20 protein-coding genes are annotated in these 21796 nt (G+C 39.5%); 17 read left to right on the top strand and 3 right to left on the bottom strand.

Annotation, left to right across the window (positions count from 1 at the left end; translation table 11 throughout):
• Window positions 1-254 precede the first annotated feature (254 nt).
• Together RCG21_RS12800 and RCG21_RS12805 are read left to right on the top strand one after the other, a co-directional pair.
• The gene (locus tag RCG21_RS12800; protein ID WP_308913228.1) at window positions 255-1646 is read left to right on the top strand and encodes a purine-cytosine permease family protein; all 1392 of its coding nucleotides are present in this window, start codon (window positions 255-257) and stop codon (window positions 1644-1646) included.
• 33 nt (window positions 1647-1679) lie between these two features.
• Complete coding sequence (locus RCG21_RS12805; protein WP_133333666.1) at window positions 1680-3308, top strand: amidohydrolase; 1629 nt, start codon at window positions 1680-1682, stop codon at window positions 3306-3308.
• 38 nt (window positions 3309-3346) lie between these two features.
• Here RCG21_RS12805 and RCG21_RS12810 read toward each other — a convergent pair whose 3' ends face one another.
• Window positions 3347-4648, bottom strand: a complete 1302-nt coding sequence (locus RCG21_RS12810) for a helix-turn-helix domain-containing protein (protein WP_308913229.1) — start codon at window positions 4646-4648, stop codon at window positions 3347-3349.
• Between the two features lie 222 nt (window positions 4649-4870).
• Here RCG21_RS12810 and RCG21_RS12815 point away from each other — a divergent pair, with 222 nt between their 5' ends.
• The 9 genes from RCG21_RS12815 (at window position 4871) to RCG21_RS12855 (ending at window position 14661) form a co-directional block, all read left to right on the top strand.
• Window positions 4871-5368: a flavin reductase family protein gene (locus RCG21_RS12815; protein ID WP_133333664.1), complete on the top strand. Its 498-nt coding sequence runs from the start codon at window positions 4871-4873 to the stop codon at window positions 5366-5368.
• A gap of 44 nt (window positions 5369-5412) precedes the next feature.
• Complete coding sequence (locus RCG21_RS12820; protein ID WP_133333663.1) at window positions 5413-6873, top strand: 4-hydroxyphenylacetate 3-hydroxylase family protein; 1461 nt, start codon at window positions 5413-5415, stop codon at window positions 6871-6873.
• 24 nt (window positions 6874-6897) lie between these two features.
• Window positions 6898-7440: an FAD synthetase family protein gene (locus RCG21_RS12825; protein WP_133333662.1), complete on the top strand. Its 543-nt coding sequence runs from the start codon at window positions 6898-6900 to the stop codon at window positions 7438-7440.
• Window positions 7441-7485: 45 nt separating this feature from the next.
• Complete coding sequence (locus RCG21_RS12830; protein WP_133333661.1) at window positions 7486-7917, top strand: RidA family protein; 432 nt, start codon at window positions 7486-7488, stop codon at window positions 7915-7917.
• Between the two features lie 84 nt (window positions 7918-8001).
• Window positions 8002-8679 (top strand): DUF1028 domain-containing protein, encoded by a 678-nt coding sequence (locus RCG21_RS12835; protein WP_308913230.1) that lies wholly within the window; start codon window positions 8002-8004, stop codon window positions 8677-8679.
• A 41-nt stretch (window positions 8680-8720) separates the two neighbouring features.
• The gene (locus RCG21_RS12840) at window positions 8721-9962 is read left to right on the top strand and encodes a Zn-dependent hydrolase (RefSeq protein ID WP_308913231.1); all 1242 of its coding nucleotides are present in this window, start codon (window positions 8721-8723) and stop codon (window positions 9960-9962) included.
• Between the two features lie 64 nt (window positions 9963-10026).
• Window positions 10027-11466, top strand: a complete 1440-nt coding sequence (nhaC, locus tag RCG21_RS12845; RefSeq protein WP_165976204.1) for a Na+/H+ antiporter NhaC — start codon at window positions 10027-10029, stop codon at window positions 11464-11466.
• A 252-nt stretch (window positions 11467-11718) separates the two neighbouring features.
• Window positions 11719-13095 carry an aminotransferase family protein gene (locus RCG21_RS12850; RefSeq protein ID WP_308913232.1) on the top strand — a complete coding sequence of 459 codons (1377 nt, stop codon included), beginning with the start codon at window positions 11719-11721 and terminating at the stop codon, window positions 13093-13095.
• A gap of 84 nt (window positions 13096-13179) precedes the next feature.
• Window positions 13180-14661, top strand: a complete 1482-nt coding sequence (locus tag RCG21_RS12855) for an aldehyde dehydrogenase family protein (protein ID WP_308913233.1) — start codon at window positions 13180-13182, stop codon at window positions 14659-14661.
• A gap of 60 nt (window positions 14662-14721) precedes the next feature.
• Here the strand turns inward: RCG21_RS12855 and RCG21_RS12860 are convergent, their stop codons facing one another.
• On the bottom strand, window positions 14722-15420 hold the full coding sequence (locus RCG21_RS12860; protein WP_235824760.1) for a C39 family peptidase: 699 nt from the start codon (window positions 15418-15420) through the stop codon (window positions 14722-14724).
• A gap of 56 nt (window positions 15421-15476) precedes the next feature.
• The gene (locus RCG21_RS12865) at window positions 15477-15764 is read right to left on the bottom strand and encodes a hypothetical protein (protein ID WP_133333654.1); all 288 of its coding nucleotides are present in this window, start codon (window positions 15762-15764) and stop codon (window positions 15477-15479) included.
• A 171-nt stretch (window positions 15765-15935) separates the two neighbouring features.
• Between RCG21_RS12865 and RCG21_RS12870 the strand changes: the two genes are divergently transcribed.
• The 6 genes from RCG21_RS12870 (at window position 15936) to RCG21_RS12895 (ending at window position 21789) form a co-directional block, all read left to right on the top strand.
• Window positions 15936-16508: a hypothetical protein gene (locus RCG21_RS12870; RefSeq protein WP_308913234.1), complete on the top strand. Its 573-nt coding sequence runs from the start codon at window positions 15936-15938 to the stop codon at window positions 16506-16508.
• A 16-nt stretch (window positions 16509-16524) separates the two neighbouring features.
• Window positions 16525-17577, top strand: coding sequence for an XdhC family protein (locus tag RCG21_RS12875; protein WP_133333652.1), 1053 nt, complete (start codon window positions 16525-16527; stop codon window positions 17575-17577).
• Entirely contained in the window at window positions 17570-18181 is a 612-nt protein-coding gene (locus RCG21_RS12880) for a nucleotidyltransferase family protein (RefSeq protein WP_133333651.1), read from the top strand. Before RCG21_RS12875 ends, RCG21_RS12880 begins: the two co-directional genes overlap by 8 nt.
• A 464-nt stretch (window positions 18182-18645) precedes the next feature.
• Window positions 18646-19920 (top strand): MFS transporter, encoded by a 1275-nt coding sequence (locus RCG21_RS12885; protein WP_133333650.1) that lies wholly within the window; start codon window positions 18646-18648, stop codon window positions 19918-19920.
• A gap of 174 nt (window positions 19921-20094) precedes the next feature.
• On the top strand, window positions 20095-20913 hold the full coding sequence (locus RCG21_RS12890; RefSeq protein WP_133333649.1) for an alpha/beta fold hydrolase: 819 nt from the start codon (window positions 20095-20097) through the stop codon (window positions 20911-20913).
• A 93-nt stretch (window positions 20914-21006) separates the two neighbouring features.
• Window positions 21007-21789, top strand: coding sequence for an IclR family transcriptional regulator (locus tag RCG21_RS12895; protein ID WP_133333648.1), 783 nt, complete (start codon window positions 21007-21009; stop codon window positions 21787-21789).
• Window positions 21790-21796 lie beyond the last annotated feature (7 nt).

Here is a 21796-nt window from a genome sequence, read left to right on the forward strand (position 1 = left end):
GATTTCAAAACAGGATGACCTATTGGGGGCATCTTGTTTTTTTATTACAATAACAAATAGTAGATAAATTTATAGAAAATTTGTAAAATTTAAAAATATTATTGACGAAGGTTTTCACTATCGATATGATTAAAATAGGAAAATATCCATAAGTATTCCATAAATAAAAGGGAGGGGATTGGATGTAGAAAGGACCCACCAGTAAATTTACCTCATTTCGTTGGATTCATTCAATAATAAGGGGCTGATATTACTTGAAAATTGAAAACCATTTCATTGACTTTATTCCTGAAGAGGAAAGGCATGGAAGTGTCCGAAATCTATTTTCGATCTGGTTTAGTGCGAATATGCATATTCTCACGATTGTCACCGGGGCTCTTGCAATTGTATTTGGACTAAATCTCTTTTGGGCAGTGGTTTCCATTCTATTAGGAAACCTTATCGGGGCTATCTTTATGGCCACACACTCCGTTCAGGGACCCAATCTTGGAATCCCGCAAATGATCCAGAGCAGGGCCCAATTTGGTATCATCGGGGCAATCATCCCGCTTTTAATTGTAGTAATCATGTATATTGGATTTTTTGCAAGTAATGCTGTTGTCAGTGCACAGGCGCTTTCAAGTGCTTCTTCCATTCCAATTAATATCGGAATTGCCCTTATTTGTATTACAGGGTTTATGATCGCCCTTTATGGATATGATTTAATTCACATAATTGTTAAGTATTTGACCATTGCCTTCACAGCCGTATTTTTCTTTGTAACGATTGCAGCCTTCGGTCTAGACCTTCCGGCTGGAAGTTGGTCACCAAGTGAATTTAAGCTCGCACCATTTTTATTAGGTGTGAGTGTTTTTGCTGCGTGGCAATTGTTATACGCGCCCTATGTTGCGGATTATTCCAGATATCTTCCTTCTAAAACACCTTCATCAAAAACATTTTTCTATACTTATACCGGAACTGTAATTGGTACGGTTTGGATGATGGTTTTGGGGGCTGTATTAGCTACTGCGATACCAAAATTTTTAGATAATCCCGGGAAAGAAGTTTCCCATCTTTTAGGCCCTATTTTTGTTCCGATTATTTATGCGATTATCATTATGGGACTTGCCGCTATCAATGGACTAAATCTATATGGAGCATTTATGTCCATTACCACCATCATAGAAACCTTCACAAAATTAAAGGGTACCATTCAAACAAGATTTTGGCTGATGCTAAGCTGCTTAATTTTATGCGGCGGGCTTGCCATTTGGGGAAATGGGGACTTTCTAAATAATTTCACAAACTTAATTCTTTTCCTTTCCTACTTTATGTTCCCATGGACGGCCATTAATTTAATTGATTATTATTTTTTGAAGAAAGGCCATTATAATGTTACAGCCCTCCTTGATTTAAATGGCCAATATGGAAAAATTAACTGGATTGCCCTTGGAGCTTATATTATTGCGATCCTGTTGGAAATTCCATTTATCAACAGCTCTTTTTATGTTGGCCCGCTTGTTGATAATTTAGGTGGAACCGACCTGGCTTGGATTGTCGGGCTAATTGTACCGGTCCTTTTGTATTATTATCCTATGAAAAAATTAAAATCAAAGTCTATTTCGAACGAGCTTGATGTAAATGAACAATTGACAACCCGCATTTAAAAAAGCCTATTTTATAAAGGAGTTAATGGACAAATGATACACGCAGATATAATTATATCAAGCAACTCTATATTTACAGGCTTGGCAGATAAGCCGGAACCAGCATCCATTGCAATCAGGGATAATAAAATTATCGGTATGGGCTCAATGAATGAAATGCTGCCACTTATAAATGAAAATACAGAAATCTATCAATTTGAAGATGAATTGGTCATGCCCGGTTTTCATGATTTTCATCTTCATTTAATGATGGCCGGGCTCCAATTGGTTAGTGTCGACCTCGCTTCAGCTCGTTCTGAGGAGGAAGCAGCTAAAAAAGTATTTGAATTTGCTCAGGAGAATCCTGATGAAGAATGGATTATTGGGATGCAGTGGGATTCAAGTTATTGGGGTCCACAGCAAATGCCGACTCGACACTCACTTGATCAAGTGATCCTGGACCGCCCTGTGTTTTTATTACATGCGGAGGGACATTTTGCCTGGCTCAACAGCAAGGCACTTGAGGTATTACAAATTAATGAGTTTACACCGGATCCAGAATTCGGCTCCTATGAAAAAGTAAATGGTAAATTAACAGGAATTTTATATGAAAATGCTGTGACTACCGCCTCCGAAAAGGCATTAAATTTTTCAAAAGAAAAAAAATCCCGGATTCTAGAAAGGTTTATGGAGGAGGCGGCTAAATATGGGATTACGTCCGTAAATGATATGTTTGCTCCATTTGATGAAGTTCTTCGGGATTATAAGCTATTAGAGGAAATGGATTTGAATGATCGTTTATCAGTGAGAATCCATTTGACCCCCGAAATAAAGGAAGATATAACCTTTGCACAAAAAATGGGTGAAGAGTTAAACTCCGGAAAATTAAAATATTCCGGTTTAAAAGGATTCCTTGATGGGGTAATAACTGGGTACACTGCTTTGCTGTTAAAACCATATGAAGATAAACCGGGTTTTTGCGGTGAACCTGCAATGCCACCTGAAAGGGTAATCAATTGGGTTGTGAATGCGGATCGGCAGGGGCATCGAGTTCGTTTTCATGCAGTCGGGGATGGAGCTGTCAGGCTTGCGCTTGATGCATTTGAAGAGGCACAAAAAATAAATGGGAAACGGGATGCGCGGCATACAATTGAACATATCGATATTATCGACCCAAATGACATTCCTCGCTTTAAAGAACTAGGTGTGATCGCTTCCTTTCAGCCGGATCTAATTGCGATTGTGGAAAGGGGGGTATACGAAAAGCTTGTTGGTAAACAACGATTAGAATATGTTTACCCGATTCAAACCTTCCAAGAGTCAGGAGCACAAATTGCTTTTGGAACGGATACACCGATTGCTCGTTCCCTTAATCCTTTAACGCAAATCTTTTCAGCGGTGACTAGAATGGATTGTAGCGGTGTGACTGTATGGAATTCTAACGATTGTATCTCCTTATCGGAAGCATTGAAAGCTTATACAATTGGACCGGCCTACGGTAGTTTCAGAGAGCATGAACTTGGGACATTAGAAGTGGGAAAGCTTGCTGATCTAACCATACTCGATCGTAATATTTTTGAAAAACCAATTGGAGAATTATTGGAGACAAAAGTTAAAATGACGATGGTCGATGGGAGAGTAGTCAGCAAAGAGATGAAATCTTCGACTACCGGCACCGTTTAATACTATAAACAGGGACCTTCCGAATGGAAGGTCCTTCGTTATTCACTATTAACATAATAAATTTTTCTTGGTCTGCCCTTTGAGGTAGGTGCCTCTTCTCCGATGATTTCCGCAATTCCCTGTTCGACCAACCCGTTAAGAATCCTTCGGGCATTTCTCGGTGTCATCTTCAGCCAATCTGCGATATTTGCAGCAGTAATCGAGTTTGTCCCTATGCGTTTTTGAACAGATATAATTTTATTGAACGTAGTAATGGTGATTCCGCTATCTTTCAGTTTATCGCTCATTTCCTTGTTATCCGTTCGATAGCTGTATGTAATATTTTCCCCTTCTTTTAAAGGTCCTTCGATGGTTCCGTTTGTATCTACTAAAAAGGCCGAAAAGGTACCATAATTTTGGGCATGATTTAAGGCTAATCTGGCATTCTCCTCTGCGGCAAGTGCAGAATCCCCATAGCCAATGCCGATATTCGCAGGTAAATCGGTTATTAAAGCTAATTCCTCCAATAGGGAAGGTATTTGTTGCCGTGAATCATGTAAAGAACCTCTCGTTGAAAAAATCATAAACGTACCCACACCAATCGACATAAACGATCCTGAAATGGATTCGGAAAAATTTAATACGGCTGACTGTAATTCCAAGTTCAAGCGATGAAGATCATAGGACACGGTGTGGAAATCGGATTTTTTCTCCATTCTTTGTATTTGGATCAGTAGCGAAGCAATTTGTGACTGTTTAAAATGCAGCATCTCCCACTGCTGAATCGCCTTCTTTAAGGTTTCGCGAATATTGCTCCTAGTCGGCGTCACACGATAGGCAGGGATGCCTTGAGAACGGAGAGTCTCATAGATTGAGTATAGGCAGGTTACACATAAGTTAACTTTTCCGTTATTAAATAGTTTTTGATGAAAGGCCAAAAGATCCACGTGAGGAGTGTCGTGTAAGTATTCGTGAACATAAACCTGATTGCTTGATATTCCTAAATCACGGTAGGTTTCATTCACATCACGTTCTGTCAGCATATCAATACTTACCCGTTCAAGACTTGCCCCGTCCTTATAACCGATTTCAACGAGTGTTTTTGTTAAACTCGCTCCATCCAACCCCAGGAAAAAAAACGGCTGATTCGTTCCGCTTCTTTGCGCAGCCTTATAAAGGCCAGGTCCTGCAAAAATCCATAAATCCGTCCGATGTTGATTTTGCAGTAAGATATTCGTTGCTTCTTCCATATTTTGATAGGTAAACGGAATTGCCTCAATTTGGTCACTGTATTCAGCGGCAATGTCGCAGATTAATTGGACAAAATCACTTGGTCCCACAATACCGGCTCTAGGTTTCAAAAAAGCCACCACCAATTCATGAACTAAATATATTTTCCAAGTAGTTACATTATAGCAATTCATCACACCATTCGTAACTATTATTCATTTTCGCAAGAATATCCAAAAAAATGAAAAGAATTTTTTGAAAATTCAATTGACAATCATTTCTCATATTTGTATAGTGTTAATAAGGGAATACATTAGGAATATTTCCATAAATGATTAAAGGAGGAAAATGGATTGAAGGGAAACGAACTTTTGCCTTTAGAAGATAAAGAGAGATTTAGAAATGTCATTGGTCATTTTGCCAGCGGGGTGTCCATTATTACCGTTAACCATAATGGAGTGGATTTTGGAATTACGGCAAGCGCGGTTAGCTCACTAGCGTTAGAACCTCCGATGCTGCTCGTTTGTGTCAACAAAAGCACAGGAACTTGTCACGCAATTTCAGACGAAGGATCCTTTACTGTAAATATTCTTGCCGAAAATCAAAAGGAATTGGCCTTAAAATTTGCTAGAGCAAATACGGACAAATTCAACGGTGTTTCCTTTAATTATGGAGAGCTAGAAAATCCCATTTTAACTAACACGCTTGCGCAGCTAGAATGCATGGTTGTAGAAGAAGTAACAGGGGGAACTCATTCCGTATTTCTTGCGGAGGTTCTGAAAGCGCATGCCGAAGAAGGTGAGCCGCTCGTCTATTTTCGAGGAAAATTCGGTCAATTTTTGGAAACATAATAATGAATCTATTAAATTTATGAAAATATGGAGGAGGATTTTAGATGGCGTTAATGACAGGGAAGCAATACCGGGATTCATTAAATGACGGAAGGGAAGTTTATATCGATGGGGAAAAGGTCAAAAATGTCGCTGATCACCCCGCATTTAAACCAATCGTGGATGTCAAAGCCAGGATGTATGATCTTAATCATGAGGAAAAATATGCTGACAAAGTAAAGACCGTATTGCCGGATGGTGAGGAAATCTGCAGGGGCTACAAAACACCTGAAACGAAAGAAGACTTGGCAGCGATTCGTACGTATGTCGAAACGGTCTTAGATGATCTTGGCGGTGTAGTTTACCGGGTTGGGGATGAGACAATTGGAGAAATGTGGTCCTTATATGATGCGCAAGATAAGTTAAATGAAATCGATCCTGCTTATGCTAGAAATATTAAATACCATGTTGACAGGGTCGCAAGAGAGGATCTTTTCCATGTTTCGGCCAATACCGATCCAAAAGGTGACCGAAGTAAGTTATTCAGCGGAAAAGATGGTGGAACCCTGCTCCATGTAGTGGAGGAAAACGATAAAGGAATTGTAGTAAAAGGGGCTAAATTTGAAACAGCAGCAGCTTATGCGCACCAGGCGTTCGTAAAACCAACGATATTAGATTGGGAAGCAGGGCAGGAGGCAATGGCACCATTTGCTTGTGGATTTATCTGCGATATGGGGTCACCAGGACTAAAACATATCTGCCGTTCTTCACTTGGGGCAGGGAAAAATCCGGAAGATTATCCTGTATCTACCAAATTTGAAGAGATTGATACATTACTAATCTTTGATAATGTCCTGATTCCATGGGAAAATGTGTTGTTCCACCGTTCCTTACAATCGGCTGCCTACATTCGCTCCACCTTACATCGCTATTCAGCCTTTAATTACACCCTTAGGGTTTTACGGAGAGCAGATTATTTACTAGGTGCAGCTCTATTGAATGTAGAACAAACTGGGTTGACAAAGCTTCAAGCAGTAAAGGAAAAAATCGCTCAATTAATTACGTATCGTGAAGGAATTAATGCACATTTAACCGCTGCCGTAGCAAATGCAGAACGCAGCCCTGGCGGTTTAATGATGCCTAATCAATCCTTACTCTATACTGGAAGAATTTTTGCCCTAACAAATTTCCCGGCGATGGCTCACTTGACGAGAGAGTTAGTTGGCGGACAGCTAGCTGTCACACCTGATACGACTACAATGTCGGATCCGGCAATTATTGATTATATCGATCGTTATTATTCAGTAGGAGAATGGTCAGCAGAGGATCGTGGGAAATTACTTTATTTTGCTCGGGATTTGCTCAATTCTTCTTACGCAGGCCATAAGGTGACATTTGAGTTATTTGCTCAAAGTCCGCCATTTGCCCAATATATGGCTGCTTACAGTAGCTTTGATGCAGAGCCAATGCGTGATTTGGTACGAAAAGCAGCGAATCTTAATCCAAAAACATCACTTACCGTTTAAGAATAATGGAAGGGAGCGGTACAATTGCAAACATTTTTTGACGGAGCTTTACAGCTTTCTGCATCGGTACTCACCATTGGGGCGCTCGATGGAGTGCATAAAGGACATCAAGCATTAATTAAAACCGCAAAGGGGAGGGCAATTGAGTTAGGGGTTCCACTAGTTGTGTACACATTTGACCCGCCGCCAAGGGTTTATTTTAAAAATGCGCTGCTGCTCTCCTCTCTGTCTGAAAAATTGTTGAAGCTTCAATCTCTTGGAGTAGACATTTGTATCATTGCTCCCTTCAATGAACACTACATGACAAAGGAAGTAAGTTCGTTTATTGAGGAAATTGGCGAACTTAACCCAGTGGAAATTTGGGAAGGACCTGATTTTCATTTTGGAAAAAATCGTGAAGGAAATATTTCTACTTTACAGAAATATTTTTCCGTAAAGATCACAGAGTCACTGCGCTGTCCATCGGGAGAAGTTATTTCCTCGAGCAGAATACGCAGTCTTATAAAAGAAAATAAGCGGGTGCAGGCTGAACAACTTCTAGGCTGGAACCATGCCGCGTCGTATTAATGGAGAATCACTATATTTAGATTAAATAAAAAGGAGAATTGGAAAATGACACATGAAAGATTTCGAAAATTTGAAACGAATAATTTTTATCCAACTAGTTTTGGAGAAGAGTCCCATCACGTAGCTAATGAATTTTGTATGGTAGTGCGTGCCGGCAATCATATTTATATGAGAGGCCAGACTGGTTTTGACTTAGAAGGGAATTTCCATGGCATTGATAATGTAATTGAACAAACAGAAAATGCATGCCGCTGCATTAAAAAGCTTTTAGAAGAAGCAGGGGGGGAAATGACAGATATTTGTAAAATTACTACTTATTTAACGGATCGTTCCTATCGCAAGGATGCTTATAGTGTAATTGCCAAGCATTTTAAAGGGGTTTACCCTGTCAGCACAGGTCTTGTTGTGAACGGACTTGCGCTTCCGGAAATGCTGGTAGAGATTGATGTCGAAGCAGTTATCAGTGATGAGGGATAAAGATTATTGATAAAAAATCATGGTGCAGCAGTAATTAGGCAAGGGTTTAGCTCTGCTGTCCATTTTTAAAGAGGAGGAAGAGGTTTGACGTTTTCTGTAGCAGGCCGCTGTTCAAAAACCGGTGCCCTTGGTGCGATTGTGACATCCAGCAGCCCAGCAGTCGGTGCACGATGTCCTTGGATAAAATCAAATATAGGTATTGTTCTCACCCAAAATGTAACCGATCCTAGATTAGCAGATGTCGGATTTTCAACAATAGAAAATGGATATAATGCTGAGTCTGCCATTAGGACGATGATAGCAGCGTCTGATTTTCCTGAGTACCGGCAATTAGCCGTAGTAGATGCGCAAGGTCAAGCAGCTGTATTTACCGGGGAAAAAGCACTTGGCGTCCATGGGGATTATTATACAGATAATGTTGCTTGTATTGGAAATCTATTAAGTGATCCAACTATTCCGGAAGCAATGGGCCGATATTTTAATCAACATCGTGGGAAGTCTTTGGAAGAGAGATTGATCTCAACGATTGAAGTTGGTTTTGAAATGGGTGGAGAATTAGATCAAGAACATTCAATCGCATTATTAATCTACCATCCTGATACTCCGTTTGCCTATATTGACCTCCGGGTTGATTATAGTGAAGATCCTTTTGGTGATTTAAAGAAGCTTTGGGAGATTTACGGTCCGCAGGCTGAAAGCTATAAGGTAAGAGCGATTCGGCCTGACGATGCCCCGTCCTATGGGGTAAAGGGGGATGAGTAATTTTTATCTATTTTGTATAAGAGTAAGGAAGTGACAAATCCATGCAAATTCATCTCGAAAGATTACTTGCTGATATCGAAACCTATGGAAAGTTTGGTGCAAATCAATATGGTGGTATAACAAGGCCAAGTTTTTCAAAGGAAGATCAAGAAGTTCGGAATCGATTCATTCAAGAACTTCTTGATTTGGGCTTAACCGTAACAATTGATGGTGCAGCAAATATTTGGGGGAAATGGGAAGGGAACGGGAGTAAAAAAGGAAGTATTGTCATCGGATCACACTTAGATTCAGTGCCAAATGGCGGAAAATATGATGGTCCACTGGGAACGCTTGTTGCAAAAGAAATTGTACGAACCTTGATTGAAGATGGGATCCGTTTGGACCATGATCTTGAGATTGTATCTTTTACTGCCGAAGAATCCAATGATTTTCACTTATCAACATTTGGAAGCCGTGCATTTGCAGGTAAATTATCGGCTGTGGAATTGGAGCATGTTATAGATTCAAAGGGAAATCACCTTAAATATGAGCTGGTTAAGGTTGGAGGAGATCTGGAAAGGTTTCCGCAAATGAAGGAATTGGCAAAGGAAAAAAAGGCCTTTATTGAACTTCATATTGAGCAGGGGCAGCGGCTTGAACACCAAAATATTTCAGCTGCGGTGATTGATAAGGTTGTAGGGATGTATCGCAGTAAGGTTACTGTTACCGGAGAGACAAATCATTCGGGTACAACGATGATGCAACACCGAAGGGATGCTCTGGCGGCGGCAGCAGAAATGGTTCTTGAAGTAGAATTTCTTTGTAATAAAGATGAAACAGATATAGTTGGTACTGTCGGTAGAATGCAAGTATTTCCTAATGCAACGAATATTGTCCCCGGTCAAGTTGTTTTTACCTTTGAAATTAGAGGAGAATCAACAGAAAAGATTGATGAAATGGTCCGCAAGATCCAAGAAGGATGGAAGGGAATTGCCAAGAGAAGGCAGGTTCAACTCCAGGAAGATATTTTTTTAAAGCAAGCTCCGATTACTTTGGATTCAGAGGTGGTTCGAATCCTTCAAAAAACTGCACAAGAAATGAGTGAGCCCATTTTGACATTGGCAAGTATGGCTGTTCATGATGCCGCACAAATGGCAACGGTTACAAAATCGGCGATGATTTTTGTCAAAAGTATCGGTGGGAAAAGTCATTGTCCAGCGGAGTATAGTGTTCCCAAGGATATCGAGAGGGCTGGAAATCTTATGTTGAAAGGAATTTTAAATTTGGACCGAGCACTTATTTAGTTGGCATAGTTGTTAATTTAAGGTCTATAGGATGACTTTACCATTCGTTAAGGAGAGTGATGGAATGAAACATGAAAAAGCCGTAAATGAATTACCTTCCGTATGGATGGCGCTCATCCCGATTGTTTTTATGGGAGCCTCCCTTGCACTGGGAATTGGTGTGTACGGTGCTGATCCGCATGTACCTCTTTTGTTGAGTACTGTGGTCGCGGTAATGGTTGCCTTGAAGTTGGGACATTCTTGGAAATCCATTGAAGAGGATATTTCAAAAACAATTGCTGTATCCATTAAAGCCTTGCTTATCTTAGTGATCATTGGAGCATTTATTGGCGCTTGGATGGCTGCTGGAATTGTTCCTTCAATGATTTATTACGGAATTGGCATTCTATCGCCCACCTACTTCTTAGTTACAGCCTGTATAATCTCTGTGTTAGTAAGTATGGCTGGGAATGCTTGGTTCGCCGCCGGGACGATTGGCGTTGCCTTAATGGGGATTGGCCAAGGATTAGGTATTCCGTTACCAATGGTAGCAGGAGCGGTTGTTTCCGGAGTGTATTTTGGAGATAAAATGAGTCCTTTATCAGACGTAACCAATTTTACTTCAGCGGTAGTAGGAGTAGATCTCTTTGAACATATTCGAAACCTTATGAACACCACAGTTCCTACACTGATCATTTCACTTTTGTTATATACATTGTTGGGGCTTAAATTTCATGGAGAGCATGCAGATTTGTCCATGGCAGCAAATGTTCAAAACATCCTATCAGAACATTTTACCATTTCGCCATGGTTATTGGCGCCTCTAATTTTTATCTTTTTAATTTTTGCCTTAAAGATTCCTGCTATTCCAGGATTATCCGTGGGTGTCTTGATCGGAGCCATCATTGCTATATTCGTTCAACATATTTCCTTAGGTAATATGCTTTCCATCATGAATAACGGCTTTTCCACTGAAACGGGAAATAATGTTACGGACGAACTGCTGAATCAAGGCGGGATTCAAAGTATGATGTATACGGTTTCCTTAATTCTTATTGCTTTATCTTTTGGAGCAACGCTTGAAAAAGCAAGGGTTCTAGAAGCCATTCTAGGCGGAATGCTTAGAAAAATTAAAAGGACAGGAAGCCTAATTGGGGCAACAGCTGCGACGTGCATTACATCCAATATTGTCGGCTGCGACCAGTTTATGTCTGTCGTGATCCCGGGGCGGATGTATTTAAATGAATATAAGAAACGAGGTTTCCACCCAAAATTGCTCGGACGGACTTTAGAGGATTGCGGGACTGTAACCGCCTGTCTTCTTCCTTGGACAACATGCGGGATCTTTATGTTCTCTGTCCTGAAAGTTTCAGCCTTAGACTATGCACCATATGCCTTTTTCTGCTACATCAGCACCCTAGTCGCCATCACCTACGGCTACCTCAACATAAGAATCAACCGCCTGCCAGCCGAAGAACAAAAAATCACCATCGATCAAACAGAAAACTCAACCGTTACCACCTAGCTTTGGTGACAGGCACCATTCGTGGACAAATTGCCATTTTTGTCCGTATGGGGTGGACATTCGTTAGAATAATTTTATTGACAATTATCTAAATATTTTGTATTTTTTAATATGGAAGTATTCCTTAATATGTCCGTAAGTTGTTTGCACTATATTCAATTTGGTAATAGTTTTTAAGAATTTGATAGCTAAAAAAGCAGCTAATGTAAAACCCCAATAGATGAATCAATTAATTTTAGGAGGTAAATACCCATGGTAAGTCCACAAACAGTTTCTCAAATTGAAAAGTTAATTGAAGCCGATAAGAAGCATTATTTACACCCAACAACGGTGCCAAGCTTGTTCCAAAAAAATGGTCCGAAAATCATTTTCCAGGAAGGAAAAGGGATCCGTGTCACCGATATAAAGGGAGACACCTTTATCGATGGTGTTTCGATGCTTTGGAATGTCAATTTAGGACATGGAAATCAGGAGCTTGCACAAGCTGCCTATGATCAAATGAGCTCCATTGCATACAGCTCGTCTTTTTATGGTTATACAAACCAAAATGCGGTTCGCTTAGCAGAAAAAGTAGTTTCCCTCGCTCCTGGGGATCTATCAGCCGTTTTCTTTACTTCCGGAGGCTCCGAATCAAACGATACAGCCTTTAAGCTGGCGAGATTCTATTGGAATTTAAAAGGACGTCCTAGCAAGAAGAAAATTATCTCAATCACCCGCAGCTACCATGGTGCAACGGTTTCAGCAGGTACTGCAACCGGAATAGATGCCTTCCACAATTTTGCCGGTTCAAGGGATATTGACATTATCAATGCGAGGGGCCATGTAACCAATTGTGAATTGGGTGATAAGACCGATCCGAATTATGTAGGCTGTATTCGTGACACCATCGAAAAACTTGGTTCTGAAAACATTGCAGCCGTCATTCTTGAACCAATTCAAGGGGCAGGCGGAGTTCATGTTTCACCGGATGGTTATTTAAAAGCGGTAAAAGACTTATGCCAAGCGAATGATATTTTATTAATCGCTGATGAAGTTATTTGTGGCTTTGGCCGTACCGGTAAGTGGTTCGGTATGGATAACTGGAATGTTGTTCCGGATATTATGAGTGTCGCAAAAGGGATTACAAGCGGCTATGCCCAATTAGGCGGAGTTTTGGTGAATCAAGAAATTCGGGACACCATTGTGGAATATGATCAAATTTTAGGGCACGGATTTACATATAGCGGACATCCGACTGCCTGTGCTGTAGCTTTGAAAAATATCGAAATTTTTGAACGCGACAACCTTCTTGAAAATGTAAACAATATGGAGACTGTACTGAAAAAGGGATTTGCTTATCTGGCAGATAAGCATCAGCATTTCACGAAACCAAGAGCAGTTGGCCTTCTTGCTGGTTTTGACCTACAGGCTGACGGTGACACTGATACACCTTTTGAACAATCAATCCGCGCTGCAGCTTTTGTGGTTGAACATTGTTTTAACAATAAATTAATTCTGCGGGCTGCTGATTTTGAGGAAGGAAAAAATATTGTTGCGATTGCACCTCCGCTCATTATTAATAAGGAAGAAGTAGAAGAGATAATCAGTATTGTAGACGATGCCCTAACTGCTTTTGAAAGAACACTTTAATTTTAAGAACAATTACAGGTCAGCTGAAAGCCACGGAAGCGGGCTTCCTGACCTGTTTATTTACATAGATTAGGAGGAATTTACGTGCCAAATCAACTATTAAAAATAAGCAGTAAAGTCACTGAGTTTTTAAAGGGGATAAAAAGACTATATATAAATGGTGAATTTGTAGAATCTTTTTCTTCTAAAACATTTGAAACCTATAATCCTGCCACGGGAGAGGTTTTAGCAACTGTCTACGAAGCGGGTAGAGAAGATATTAATCTTGCAGTCAAAGCGGCCAAGACCGCTTTTGAACAGGGACCCTGGTCGAAAATGTCAGCCGCAGAACGGGCGAGAATCATCTATAAATTGGCGGATTTGATAGAGGAACACCAAGAAGAATTTGCTCAATTAGATACGATAGACAATGGAAAAACAATTCATGAAACGCGGGCAGTCGACCTCCCTGGTACGATTGAGCAGTTTCGATATTTTGCGGGTTGGGCGACAAAGGTAATGGGACAAACCATCCCTGTTTCCGGTCCTTTTTTAAATTATACTCGCCATGAACCGGTTGGAGTGGTAGGACAGATTATTCCTTGGAACTATCCCATCAATATGGTCTCTTGGAAAGTGGCTCCTGCTTTAGCTGCCGGCTGTACGATCGTATTAAAGCCAGCTGAACAGACGCCACTATCAGCCCTTTATTTTGCAGAGCTTGTTGAAAAAGCTGGTTTCCCACCCGGTGTCATCAATATTGTCCCTGGATTTGGTGCAATTGCCGGGAACGCGATTGTCGAGCATCCGGATGTGAATAAAATTTCGTTTACAGGTTCAACGGCGATTGGAAAGCAAATCATGAAAAAAGCAGCTGATACGATGAAGCGGTTGACACTTGAACTTGGCGGAAAGTCCCCAAATATTATCCTCCCAGATGCCGACCTTTCCAAAGCAATACCAGGTGTGTTTAACGGAATTATGTTTAATCAAGGCGAAGTTTGCAGTGCCGGATCACGCGTATATGTTCATCGGGATCAATTTGATGAAGTGGTAGCAGGTATGATTGAATTGGCGAAAAAGGTTAAGCTCGGGAACGGGTTGGAGGAAGAAACATCCATGGGGCCATTAGTATCAAAAAGGCAGCAGGAACGAGTTTTTGAATATATTAATACAGGTATTCAAGAAGGGGCAAAAGTGGTGTCAGGTGGCGGAAAATCTGATATAGGGTACTTTATTGAGCCAACCATCTTTGTAAATGTCGAAGAAAACATGATGATTGCCAAAGAAGAAATCTTTGGTCCAGTGGTCGTCGTCATGGCTTACGATACGGTTGAAGAAGTCATTGAACGTGCGAATAATTCACCATATGGATTAGGTGCAGGGGTCTGGACAGAAAACGTTAAAACGGCCCACAAAATCGCTGGCCAACTAAAATCAGGCAGCGTCTGGATCAACTGCTACGATGCCATCGACCCCGCCTCCCCATTTGGAGGATACAAACAATCTGGATTCGGCCGGGACCTAAGCGCCTACGCACTAGAAAGCTACACAGAAATCAAAAGCGTTTGGGTCAACTTGGAATAGATTGATAGCATTCGACAAAATTCGGGTGGTGCCTGGCACCACTTGAATTTTGTCGAATGATCATTTTGGGGCTACCATCATTGCATGGCTCCCTAATGCTTTGTAGCTGGAGAAAAACTTTTTGCTGTCGTATTTGACATGTCCTTTTAGGGGGTTCATGACATATACATATTTATCGTCGTATCCATTAAGGACAACGGCATGCAGGTTCACGGGGGCATGGAAATATTTTTTGGTTCCGCTCAGATACCAGCCGTATTTAATTTTAGGTTTACTTAAATCTAAGGTGACCCAAATGACTATAGGGACGCCTTTATCCAATTGATCAAGCATTACATCTATTTTTCGGCCGCTTAAATCCTTTGCTATGTATTTTCCCTTTACCTTCTTTATATAATTGTTCGAAGCTTTTACAATAGGCGGCGCATAAGAAAAAAAACCATGTCGGGATCTTGGGTTCCCGGAAAAATATTTGTAGGGATCAGGACCATAACGTTTACCCTTTTTGAAATAAAAAGGCTTTTTGGGCAAGTATTGATCTGACATTTTTGTTTTCGAGACATTGTAATGGTAATAATTTAATACAGCTGTAAGGGAGGTGATTTCACAGCCATTCGGTAATTGGGGTTTTTGCCTAAGAGATTTTACAGGAATATATACCTTTTTGACATCAAATCGCCCATTTGATAAATACTTATATTCTTTTATATAAGAAAATACCCGATTGGTCTGCCGGATGTCACTATTGGCTGTTTTCACTTCAATCAAAAACTCTTTACTGCTAACTTTAAAGGGCAGTAGGGCCTTTAATTGTTTCAGTTTATATTTAGAACCAATTGGCAGAGGTTTTGATATAGCTTTTCTTGATTATTAGTTGATAAGACTTGAACTACTTTTTTCGTATTAACATCGAACAGTTGGTATTGGGTATTTTTAATCGGCTTCTTTGTACCTGCGTCTGTATTGATAATAGTGATCGTTCCTTCAGTCACTACATTTGGTTGATTAGGGTCTGTCGCTGCATAAACTCTGTCAAATGAAAAACACATCATAACCGGAAAAATCAAAAAGAAAAATAGAATCTTCGTTACCCGTTTTATCATTACAAAAATACCTCACTAATAGTTTAAAGTGTTGAATTATTCCTTCGCTCTCCTAATTATTCCATATTTATCTTGTAAACTCAAAAACTTCATTTCTACATATATTGATTTTTTAAAATCCTTCATATTTTTATCTATTGAGGCATTACCTAAAAAAAGGGGGTGCTAACATTGAAAAAACAACCAGGGAACCTTCCGCCTTTTGTAATTGTCCAATCTCGAATCGACGGTTATTCGAGAACGAAAAAATTAGTGTTAGGCTCTATCCTTGCGGCTATTGCCACCATTTTTCAATCGGCCGGTATTTTTGTCGGGATTGGATATGCTTTTAGTATTTTAGCTACTATGCCCATCGTTCTTTCCGCAATGATTTCAATTCATCTTGGCATAATGTCGTATTTCTTAACCATCTTGCTGCTTCTCATCCTTCAACCCAGTGAAATATTCGTTTTTCCATTCACCACAGGTCTTTTAGGATTGTCATTAGGAATAGCCTTCAGATGGTGGAAAAATTGGATTGCCATTACCTTTTTTGGAGGAGTCTCATTAGCCGCTGGGATACTATTTCTACTTTATATCGTTAAATTTCCTGTTTTAGGTCCTTCTGTTTCCCATACAATCTATGTTCCGGTGGTTCTCATGATTTTGTTGTTTTCCTTGTTCTACAGCATGGTGTGGATGGGATTGAGCAAAAAGATTTTTGAACTCCTGTTTAAAAACAGGAGTAAACGAACGAGTCATTAAAAAAGGGGGAATGCAAATGTCTCGCTTATTAGAATTTCGAACCATCTTCCAATCCATTAAACGGGCATGGGAGATGAAAAAAAAGACTGTCATTGTCATGCTAATTGGAGTCAATGGGTCTGCTTACCGGCTTCCAGGTACAAAAATGATGATGACAACCGATGGAGAAATGAACGGTTCGATAAGCGGTGGATGTTTGGAAAACGATCTTTTTGCCTATGCTGAACGAGCTTTGAAAGAAAATACTGCACTAATCAAGAATTATGATTTAAGTGAAAAAGAAATATGGACTTTAGGAATTGGCTGCAAAGGTTCATTAGAAATTCTTATTCTTCCGGTTCAAGAGGAGGACCTATTTTGGAAGACGACGGAGCAGTTCCTCCAAAAGAATGAGGAATTTTCTTTTATCCTTGAGGTTCCAACGGGTATAAAGGCGATAATAGCAAAAAATGGTGAAATGGTTGAAACGAAGGGTTCACTGCCTCATAAAGTCTATGAACAGGCATTAACAAGTATGAAATCACAGAGACGTGCTGAAATTATGGAAGTGGAAGGCCGACGCTTTGTCATCGATATCATTCGTTCAAGTCAACGGCTTATCATTGCTGGTGCCGGTAAAGATGCAATCCCGGTTGCAGACCTGGCAGCAAAAACCGGGTTTACAGTTACTGTATTAGACCCACGCAGCGAATTTAATAACAAACGCTATTTTCCAAATGTTGTACATATTACCCAAAATCCCGAATCCCTTAATCCAGCGGATGTCAGTGACGCCTGGTGGGTCATTATGAATCATTCGCAAAATCGAGATGAAGCCGCACTCCTTCTCGCATTAAAAAGTAATCCAAAATATATCGGTGTTTTGGGTCCCGTATCAAGGACGAAAGAAATGCTTGAAAACTTAGGTGAAAATCTGCCCGTTTTGGATAAAATTCATGCCCCGGTAGGTTTAGATATTGGAGCTGAAACAATGGAGGAAGTTGCAGTCAGTATCATTTCTGAACTTATGATGGTGCGGTCAATGAAATCTGGTACATCATTGCAAGGAAAAATGAAGATTCATGCCTAAAATAGGAGCCATTATTTTGGCTGCTGGAATGTCCAGTAGAATGGGGAACCCCAAGCTTTTGCTGCCATTAAAGGGAAAACCGCTTTTTCGATACTCGATTGAACTTACTAAAAGGCAGCAGCTTCATCCAATCGTATTTGTTGGAGGGAAATATCTGGAAGATTTTCAAACAAGTGCAGCAGATTTAGATGGAATAGAATATATCAAAAATAATAATTACCTGCAGGGGATGTCTACTTCTCTAAAATTAGGAATTGATAAAATTAAGGGTCGAGTGGATGCCGCATTTATTTTTTTAGCCGATCAGCCCCTTGTTTCGGATCTAGTTGTTCAATCACTAATTCAAGATTATAAAAAGGAAAGGCAAAAAGGAATCAGGATTGTCAGGCCTCAATATAATGAGAATCTTGGTCATCCTATCTTAATTGGCAGCAGTTTATTTTCAGAATTTCTCGATTTAGAGGGAGATCAAGGTGGAAAAGAAATTATCAAAAAATATAATGCCTATACAAAGATTCAGGTTTTTGAGTCATCATTTTGGGGGATGGATATTGATACGGCTAAGGATTATAAAAAAGCAATTTCTATTAGTAATGAAATTTAAAATGACGCTCCAATATTTTTCCATTTTGAAAAATGAAGAATATGTTCCTTTATAGTTTTAAAATAATTTATTAGATGTAAACCTGTTTAAACGCAGGTTTTTTCTTTTGCCTCCCAAAAGAGAATTTAATAAAAAACAGTAATCCGAGATATATTTTATATATAAAACGGAGTTTGTGTCTACAAATAAATCTTATAATCGACAGTTTTAAATGTCAATGAAGAATTCTGAAAAATCCAAAGATTACATAGGTATTCATCAAATAATTAATAATTTAAAAGTTTTGTATATAAAACATAATTTATTATTTAAAACTATTTTATCGAAATCTATTGACTAAATATTTAAAAAATTATAAAGTCCTATTATTAAAACTATGTTTTTTAATGTCAACATAGTGGAAAGGGGGTAAAAGAGACTTTTCCGGTAAGTTAAATTTTGCAACGACCATAAGGAGGTAAAAAATGTTCACGAACAACAAAAGATGGATTTATGTAGCAGTTCCTATTTTTTTCTTTTGGTTTTTTGGACAAATTGACAAACTAGGAATCTCAATCATTCAAACGGACCCTGGATTTCTAAAAGATTTAGGATTGACTGGTGCGGATCATAATGCAAAAATTGGCTTCCTAACATTTATTTTTACGGTCTCCTATGCAATATCGAATATTTTTTGGGGGTTTGTCATTGATAAACTCGGAGCACGAAAGACAGCATTTATTGGTATTACCATTTGGACTATCACGATGATCATGGGTGGTCTGGCAGATTCATATGGAACCTTTATGACGAGCAGAATTTTACTTGGAATAGGGGAAGGGATTATGATTCCTGTCTGTGGAAAGCTTATTTCCAATTGGTTCAACAGGAAAGAAATCGGAAGAGCACAGGCTTCCTGGATCAGCGGTAACTATCTTGGCCCTGCAATTGGCGCCTTAGCATTATCTGCGATTATCGCTAGTTTACATTGGCATGCTGCATTTTTCTTTCTTGCTTTTTGTAATCTATTAATCAATATTCCGTTGTTTATATTCCTCACACGTGAAACACCAGAACAGCATCCTGGAATAAGTGAGAAAGAGCTTAAGATGATTCGCGAAAATGATTCAGCTGAAAGTGAAACAATAAAACAAGGTTTTACACAAGACTTTCGTTATTGGGTAGTTTTCGTTGGAAACCTTATGGCATCTTTTATCTTCTATGGAATTAGCATCTGGCTCCCAACCTACTTAATTCAAGCAAAGCATTTTGAACGAGAGACGATGGCAGGAATTACATCTTTTGCCTTCATCTTTGCTTTAGGGTTTGTACTCATATCCGGTTTTCTTTCAGATAAAACAAAACGCCCGAATTTACTTGCGGTTATCTGGTTTGGTTTATGCGCAAGTTTCTTATGGATTGCAGCATCATCGAATAGCGCTTTATTAGCAGGCGTTTGCATGGCCCTGGCAATTGGCACCTTGGGCGGTATTTTCCATGTGACCAATATGCTGACAGTAAAATATTCAACCCCAAAAACAGCAGGACGAGCTGCCGGCTTAATGGGTTTCACAAACATTTTAGGCGGATTCTCCAGCTACATAATGGGCTGGATGCGCGACCTAGCCCATGGTGATTTCTTACCATCCATCATCATGTTAATCGTCGTCGCCCTAATCGGAATGGTCGTCTACATGCTCTCCTTAAGAAAAGAATCAATAGAAGTAGCCGAAATAAAAACGAACCAAGTCATCCTTTAACAACTCGACAAAAAACGGGTGGTGCCTGGCACCACCCGTTTTTTGTCGAAAAACCTTCTTATGAATCCATAAGACTTCTGATAATTCTGTTGACTTATTTAAAAGATGTTTTATTATAATAAATATAAAACACCGTTTTACCAATAAAACAACAAAAAATGAGGAGGAGGAAAAATGGCATTTGTACAGGTGGAGGATTTAACTATTCATTATGAAATAGAAGGTAATGGTAAGCCTTTGATCATTTTACACGGGATGGGGAATAATTCACAATCGTGGAAAAAACAACTTAAAGGGTTATCCGAGCAATATACAGTGATTGCATGGGATGCTCCTGGATATGGTTTGAGTTCTGATCCAAAAGTGGAATTCAAGGAATTTAAGGAATTCGCGGATGTCTTAAAGGGTTTTATTGAGAAGCTTGGGCTTAAATCCGTCATACTTCTTGGGCACTCAATGGGGTCGGCGATTGCGCTTGATTTTTGTTACCGTTTTCCGGATTTAGTAGACGCATTAATTATTTCAGATGCAACAAGAGGTTCAGCAGCGTTAACTAAAGAAGAAAATGAAAGCAAATTAAAAAATCGTTTGAAGAACATCGAAACCTTAACACCGGAAGAAATTGCCAAACTTCGTGTGAAAAGCCTGCTTTCACCGGAGCCGAGTCCTGAAGTTTTAAAAGAAGTGGAAAGAATCTATTCACAAATACGGCCAATGGGCTTTCGCTCAGTTGCTTACTCACTTTATCATTTAAATAATATGGATATACTGTCTTGCATTCATGTTCCTACCCTTGTAATTTGCGGAGAATTGGACAAAGTCACACCGGTAAAAGAGTCACAAGTTTTTCATGAAAAGCTTCAAGATTCGAAATTTGTGATCATCCCTGGGACTGGACATTTGTGTTATCAAGAGGCTCCAGAGACCTTTAATACAATTGTCCTCGACTTTGCGAACACTTTAATAAAGCAAACGGAAGTCCCTATCAAATAATAAAATATTTTGATGGACCTCTATCCATTTTTGATGGAAATTTGATAAAATTGTAAGACAAGCTTGTTATTAACAATAAGATGGTGAAAGTTTATGGCAAAAGAAGAAAAAGAACGTTATAATGCCAATGCCTTAGTTAGGGGATTGGAAATATTAAAACTTTTTAATGAGGAGCGCCCAACTTTATCCTTAGTGGAAATTGCAAAAGAATTAGAAGTAAGCCGTACCGTTCCATTTCGATTGTTGTATACGCTTCAATCACTTGGATACCTTCATCAGGATGAAAATACGAAGCGCTATAGTCTTACGCCAAAGGTTTTAGAACTAGGTTTTTCTTTTTTGAGCACATTAAAGCTTCCTGAAATTGCTCAGCCTTATATGGAAAAATTAAGGGATGAGACCGGAGCATCCTGTCATTTATCGATTCTGGATGGCAATGAGGTTGTTTATGTTGGCAGTGCACCAGCTAGAGGAGTTTCTGCTGTTACAGTTAATATCGGCTTGAGACTTCCAGCGCATGCAGTGGCAAATGGTAAAGTTCAGCTAGCATATCAGCCGCAAGAGCGTTTAAGCCAAATTTTATATGGTTCAAACTTAAAACCATTCACGGAGCGTACACAAACTGATTTTGTTGATTTTCAACATGAATTAGCGATGATTCGTGAACAGGGATATGCGATGACAAAAGGTGAACTGCATCAAGGGATTCAATCTGTAGCAGCCCCTATTTTTGATCGCAGCGGGAAAGTAATGGCCTCAATTAATGTGGTAGCAAACGAGACCATTTTTCATAGCGAATTTATTGAAAAAGTGGCAATTCCTAAGGTACTTGAAACATCTCAAATTCTATCTGGATTTTTGGGATTCCATGCATAAATAAAAA

The organism is Bacillus salipaludis, from assembly GCF_030938565.1.
GTDB classification, from domain to species: domain Bacteria; phylum Bacillota; class Bacilli; order Bacillales; family Cytobacillaceae; genus Neobacillus; species Neobacillus salipaludis_A.

Bases quoted from the DNA above. Each gene is read 5' to 3' on its own strand.
- RCG21_RS12805 (WP_133333666.1), top strand. From the start codon at position 1,680: ATGATACACGCAGATATAATTATATCAAGCAACTCTATATTTACAGGC.
- RCG21_RS12820 (WP_133333663.1), top strand. From the start codon at position 5,413: ATGGCGTTAATGACAGGGAAGCAATACCGGGATTCATTAAATGACGGA.
- RCG21_RS12830 (WP_133333661.1), top strand. From the start codon at position 7,486: ATGACACATGAAAGATTTCGAAAATTTGAAACGAATAATTTTTATCCA.
- RCG21_RS12840 (WP_308913231.1), top strand. From the start codon at position 8,721: ATGCAAATTCATCTCGAAAGATTACTTGCTGATATCGAAACCTATGGA.
- nhaC (WP_165976204.1), top strand. From the start codon at position 10,027: ATGAAACATGAAAAAGCCGTAAATGAATTACCTTCCGTATGGATGGCG.
- RCG21_RS12850 (WP_308913232.1), top strand. From the start codon at position 11,719: ATGGTAAGTCCACAAACAGTTTCTCAAATTGAAAAGTTAATTGAAGCC.
- RCG21_RS12865 (WP_133333654.1), bottom strand. From the start codon at position 15,764: ATGATAAAACGGGTAACGAAGATTCTATTTTTCTTTTTGATTTTTCCG.
- RCG21_RS12875 (WP_133333652.1), top strand. From the start codon at position 16,525: ATGTCTCGCTTATTAGAATTTCGAACCATCTTCCAATCCATTAAACGG.
- RCG21_RS12880 (WP_133333651.1), top strand. From the start codon at position 17,570: ATGCCTAAAATAGGAGCCATTATTTTGGCTGCTGGAATGTCCAGTAGA.
- RCG21_RS12885 (WP_133333650.1), top strand. From the start codon at position 18,646: ATGTTCACGAACAACAAAAGATGGATTTATGTAGCAGTTCCTATTTTT.
- RCG21_RS12890 (WP_133333649.1), top strand. From the start codon at position 20,095: ATGGCATTTGTACAGGTGGAGGATTTAACTATTCATTATGAAATAGAA.
- RCG21_RS12895 (WP_133333648.1), top strand. From the start codon at position 21,007: ATGGCAAAAGAAGAAAAAGAACGTTATAATGCCAATGCCTTAGTTAGG.